Source organism: Intrasporangium sp. (assembly GCF_030452765.1).
In the GTDB taxonomy this organism is placed as follows: Bacteria; Actinomycetota; Actinomycetes; order Actinomycetales; family Dermatophilaceae; genus Intrasporangium_A.
Genome location: NZ_JAKDLO010000253.1, coordinates 1 through 5,114, shown reverse-complemented (window position 1 = coordinate 5,114; position 5,114 = coordinate 1). Strand labels below are relative to the sequence as shown.

Genomic DNA, 5,114 nt, shown 5'->3' with positions numbered 1-5,114 from the left:
GTGCCGATGTCGCCCGGGTTGTAACGCATCCCGAACTCGCTGGTCGGCACGAACCGGCCCACCACCGGAAGCCGGACCGGACCCCCCGCATCCAGGACGGAGCCGATCGAGGAGACGCACGGGTTCTGCGCGGCGGCCGCGCTGGCGCCGAAAAGGACGGCGACCAAGCCGAGGAGGACGGGGATGGCCACCATGCCGACGGCGCCGAACGCGACCAGGCCGACAACGAGCTTCTTCTTCATCGGAGCCTCATCCCGCGCTGGGGGGGACCACGCGAGAGACCTGCATTCCGTGGTCGCCGGTCGTGAACTCGACGATGTAGTCGCCGACGTCGGTGGGTACTCGCACCGCGGTGAGCAGGTCCGTGGGGGCATCGGTCGGGATCACGGCAGCCGCGCCAGTGATCCGGGCGTAGGGGACTTGGGCGGGGTCGGTGCCTTCGTAGTCGGCGGCAGCCTGGTCGGTCATGAAGGACCGGACCTTGGTCCACCAGGCGACCTGGTCGACGGCTGCGCTGGGGCGGGCGAAGGCGGTCATGAACGCTGTGGCCGTGGAGGTTGCGAGCTTGAACCGGGCAGCCTCAGCTGGCCCGTGGGCGGCCGCGGACGCGGACGGCGGCACGGGTGTCCCGTCGGGCTCGACCTCGGCGATCGACGAGGACGGCGAGGAGTCCGAGGTCGTCGATGGTGTGGACTGTGTGACGGTCGCGGGCGGCAGGGTGGGCGCCGGCGGCACACTCGTCGAGGTCGAGGTCGACGTCGACGGGGCGGTGGCGGCGGCAGGGTGGTCTCGGTGCTGCAGGAAGAGCAGGGAGACCGCCGCGAGGAGAAGCAGGAGGGCGGGACCGAGGAGACGGCGCATGGTCATCGTCCTCTGCGGCCGCGGCGACGTGAGCGGTCCACCGCGGGTGAGGAGTCGGACGGGGCGGGGATCGCCTTAGGTACCAGGACGATCGTTCCGTCCGGGCGAACGACCTTGTCCCACTGCCGTTTCGGGGTGGGAGTGGCAGCTTCGGCGCGTGGCTGACGCCGCGGGACTGGCCGGGGCTGCTGCGCCGCCAGGTCGGAGTGTGGCGCCTTGGTGGGGCGGGATGAGGCTGGGGTCTTGCCAGCCGTCTTGCCGGCTCTCTTGCCCCCTGCCGCCGCGGGGCCCGTGCTCGAGGACAGGACGGTCCCCTGGATGACCCGCCCTGAAGCCCGCGATCCCGACGGGGTCGCCTTGGTCCGGTTGGGCATCGGGCCCTGAGGTGCTGGGCGGCCGGCCGGACCGGATGGGAGGGCCATCCGCGACAGCACCGCTGCACGTCGGGCGCTGTTGACGGCCTTGCTGGCGCGAGCAGCGGTCATGGATCCGGTGACGACAGTGGATGCCCCGCCGGTCGCGTAGGCCAGGGCGGCCCCGCCACCGAGGCGCACCAGACCACCCACGACCTTGCCCTTTCGGGCCTCAATGCGGCCCACTCCGACGGACGGGCCGGGCAGCTGCTTGCGCGGGCCACCACCTCCACCGCCTCCACCTCCGCCACCGCGCGGCCCAGAGCCTCCGCTGGCCGGGTAGAACGGAAGGTCGCCGTCGCCCCCACCGGGCTCTTCCCCGACGTGACCGTTCGCTCCGAGGAACGCGGCCTGCCGGCGAGCGTCGATGTTGTAGATGCCGCCGGCGCTGCGCGCTGCCGAGCGGGTCGCGCGCAGCTGGGCCAAGCTGGTGACGGTGCGGACGGCGCTGCCGGCGGCAGACCCCAGACCCGAACCGTGACGTTCGGGCAGCCGCGTCGCCGGCGCACCGCCGGGACGCTTTGACATCCACTCCGCGAGGCGCTGAGCCGACTCCTTGAGCCGCTTGCGCTGCCGCCAGTAGATGACGATGCCGACGATCAGGATGACGTCGACGATGACGAACGTCTTCGGCACGGACTCGTTCGCGCCGGACTTGAACATCGCCTGGATGACGAGCAGGAAGACCCCGAGGAAGACGGTCGTGAAGAGGATGATGAGCAGGGAGATCGCCGCCTCGGCGAACGTCAACAACAGGGAGCCCTTGCCGCCGCCGGGCAGCAGGCCAGTGACCAGGGTGAGGATCGCCTTCAGTGACTGGAACATCGCGTAGCAGGCAGCCGCGATCACCGAACCGGCGAGCACGATCGTCAGCAGAAGAATGATGAAGCTGGCCGGCATGAACACGATCGAGCCCAACGCCATCGACGCGGTCGGCTGGGCCGCGTAGTCACCGGCGGCCGAGTCGCACTCGCCGACGCGGTCGCGGATGTCGGAGGCAGATCCGTAGGGGCCCTTCTTCAGGACGTCGTCGTACACCTTGGCGCATTTGCCGCCGTCCAGGACCTTGCCGAAGTTGATCATCTCGGTGGGTTGGCGGATGAAGGTGTCGACGAGCTGACCGGTCTGTGCCTTGCGCAGCTGATCCGGGGACTGGCCGGTGGAGCCGCCGCCGGTGGCCAGCGCCGCGGACAGCTCCAGACCGGTCTGTTGGGTCTTCATGATGAGCCCGTTGCTGCCGGCAACCATCTGAACCGGCTGGGCGAAGACTCCCGTCGCCAGGGCCGCGATGACCAGCGCAGTCCCGAGCTCCCAGATGCCGGTGGCGTACCGGCCACGGGCCATCCAGCAGACCGCGACGACGGCGGTGATCGTCAGCAGCACCGGGACAGCACCGACGCGGTCGACCACAGACTGCATGGCATCACCGGTCGCCAGCAGCGGAGACGCGATCGTGTGCAGCCAGTCGAAGGACAGCACCCAGTCCAGGAACCACAGCGCCAGGGCGCACCAGGAGCGGTAGGCCCCCCAGCAGGCGTCGGTGATGGCGGCCCAGAAGAACTTGTCCGGAGACGTGACCCCGCCCCGGTCCAGAGACAGCTCGTAGTTCCACATCGAGATCCCGTGGGAGTCCGTCAGGGTGATCCACGACAGGGCTGGCGGGGTCTGCCCGATCTGGTCACCGTCGGCGGGGGCAGCGGATGCGGCCTGGACGCGGACCAGCAGCAACAACACCGCGGTCATCACGACAGCCGCGGACCGCGCGAGCCAACGGCGAACCCGGGAGACCTTGGTGGCAATGGTCACGACGGAGCACCCTCTGCCGGGGAGCCCCCCGCTGGGCCCGAGGTGCGCACGGCCAGATCGCGCGCCTTGAGTGCAGGCACCAGGACCTTCCCGCGGCCGACGTTGCCAGAGGTGTCACGGATCAGGCATTCGCCGCGGCGGTGGTCAGGGACGCCGTCGGCCTGCACGGGGGACATGTCGTTGCGGACCAGGTCGACCAGTGCCTCGTCGGAGGGGTCGAGGTCCAGCCAGGCCAGCCCCCGCTGGGCGAGGGTCTTGTCGCGGTGCCGCATCAGGATTCGGGTCGGGATCAGGCCCCGTAGGGTCGGGGACCCGAAGTCGGCCTCCGGGTCGTGCGACCCGAGGGCGACGGCAGCGCGGTGCTTGCGGCCGTCGCGGACGAAGTCGACGATCTCTCGCTCCCCCTCGGGGCTGATGGTCACGCTGTGCGCCTCGTCGACGACGAAGAGCCCGAGGATGTCGCGGTCGGCGAAGCAGACGTGGCGTGCCAGGGCGGCGATGAGCGCGTACATGGCCCGGCCGAAGATCTTCTCCAGGCCGAGTTGCTCGAACAGGTGCTGGTGCTCGAGCTCGTCACGAGAGGGCAGCTGGAGGGTGTGGGTGCGGATCACCACGGCGGGGTCGGACAGCTGAAGGGGCGGCACGTTCTCGTCGAAGATGACGCGGCCGAAGTCACGGCGAGCGAACACGTTGATCAGCCGGGCCATGTCCCGAGCTCCTGGCAGGTCGCATCCGTCGGCCAGGTGACGCAGCAGTTGGCCGAGGCTGGAGATCTCGTGCTCGGACAGGTAGGCCGGGTCCAGGACGTCCGACAGTAGGACGCCACGCTCGGAGGTCGGGGACACGTTGAGCAGCGGCGTGAGGAAGGTCTGGGTGATCCGTGATCCGACCGAGGGCCCGAACAGACGCAGCGGGTCGAGGCTGAGCTCGGGGTCGGAGACGTCGACCACGACGGCACGGGTAACCGATCGCGCCCAGATGGCCCACTCCCCCATGGCAGTGCGGTCGGCGACGATGACCCGGCCGTTGCGGTCGATGACGTCGCCGGAGAGCTTCTTGAGGGTGACCGACTTGCCCGAGCCGAGCTCGCCGGCGATCGCGATGGATCCGGAGACGTCGCGGTCGGTGGCGCCCTCGAGGTCGTGCAGGATGACGCTGGTCGGCCCGCACGGGACCGTCGGGGCGAACAGCGGGCCGTGCGCGATGTTGAGGGCCAGTAGGGAGCCCTTGTTGTCGCCGAGGTTGACCGAGGCCAGCGGGACGGTCGCCGCCAGGGCTTTGCTGGTGGTGATCTGGGAGAACTCCCGGACCGCCCTCGAGGACGGGACGCCGGGCTGCATCGCCCACCACAGCTCTTCCTGGTAGCCCAGAGGCTGCGCCAGCTTGTAGCCGGTGTCGGCGAGGAAGTCGGATAGCGCGCGGGCCTGGGTGCGCGCCGACTCCGCGTCGGGACCGGCGACACAGAAGATCATCGTGGCCTGGGCCTCGACCTCGAGCTTGTCGGACTCCAGGACTCCGACGTATTCAGCCAGGTCGTCGGCGACCCGGTCGAGCATGTTCAGGCCGTGGCTGACCTCGCCGTCGCGCTGGCCGTACTGCTCGTTGAGGTTGCGCAGCGCCCGCTGGTTCTGGGATGCGACGACGCTGCTGGCGCGGACGTTGAGGCGCAGCGCCCAGTCCACATCCAGGCCGGACTCGTCGATGCGTCCGATGAACTCGCTGCCCGGGAAGACCATGCCGCCGTCAGGGACGTCGGAGATGACCATGAGGGACTGGTAGCTGGCGTCGGAGGGGTCGACGGAGCAGGCGTCCTGGATCTTCAGGAAGCGACGGCTGATCGGGTTCAGGCGGGCAAAGGCCTTCGGGTCCAGGTCGCTCTGGCCGCCCTCGTCAAGGATCGGCTCACCGAGGGCGGAGGCCGACTTGGGGGTCAGCAGCGCGCCGGCGACGTCGTTGGGGTCACCGCTGGGCAGGTCGAGGTCCTGGAACAGGCCGCGACGGATCGTGTGCTCGTGCAGCCACACCATCTGGGCG

General features: G+C 69.9%; 3 protein-coding genes and 1 pseudogene. All 4 read right to left on the bottom strand.

Features of this window, described 5'->3' with window-relative positions; translation table 11 throughout:
- Window positions 1–242: pseudogene (locus L0H79_RS20630) on the bottom strand (peptidase M23); the annotation flags it as partial.
- Window positions 243–249: 7 nt separating this feature from the next.
- Entirely contained in the window at window positions 250–861 is a 612-nt protein-coding gene (locus tag L0H79_RS20625; protein ID WP_301486516.1) for a hypothetical protein, read from the bottom strand.
- A 2-nt stretch (window positions 862–863) separates the two neighbouring features.
- Complete coding sequence (locus L0H79_RS20620) at window positions 864–3,080, bottom strand: integral membrane sensor protein (RefSeq protein WP_301486515.1); 2,217 nt, start codon at window positions 3,078–3,080, stop codon at window positions 864–866.
- A partial coding sequence (locus L0H79_RS20615) for an ATP-binding protein (RefSeq protein ID WP_301486514.1) occupies window positions 3,077–5,114 on the bottom strand: 2,038 nt, incomplete at its 5' end. The genes L0H79_RS20615 and L0H79_RS20620, both read right to left, overlap by 4 nt.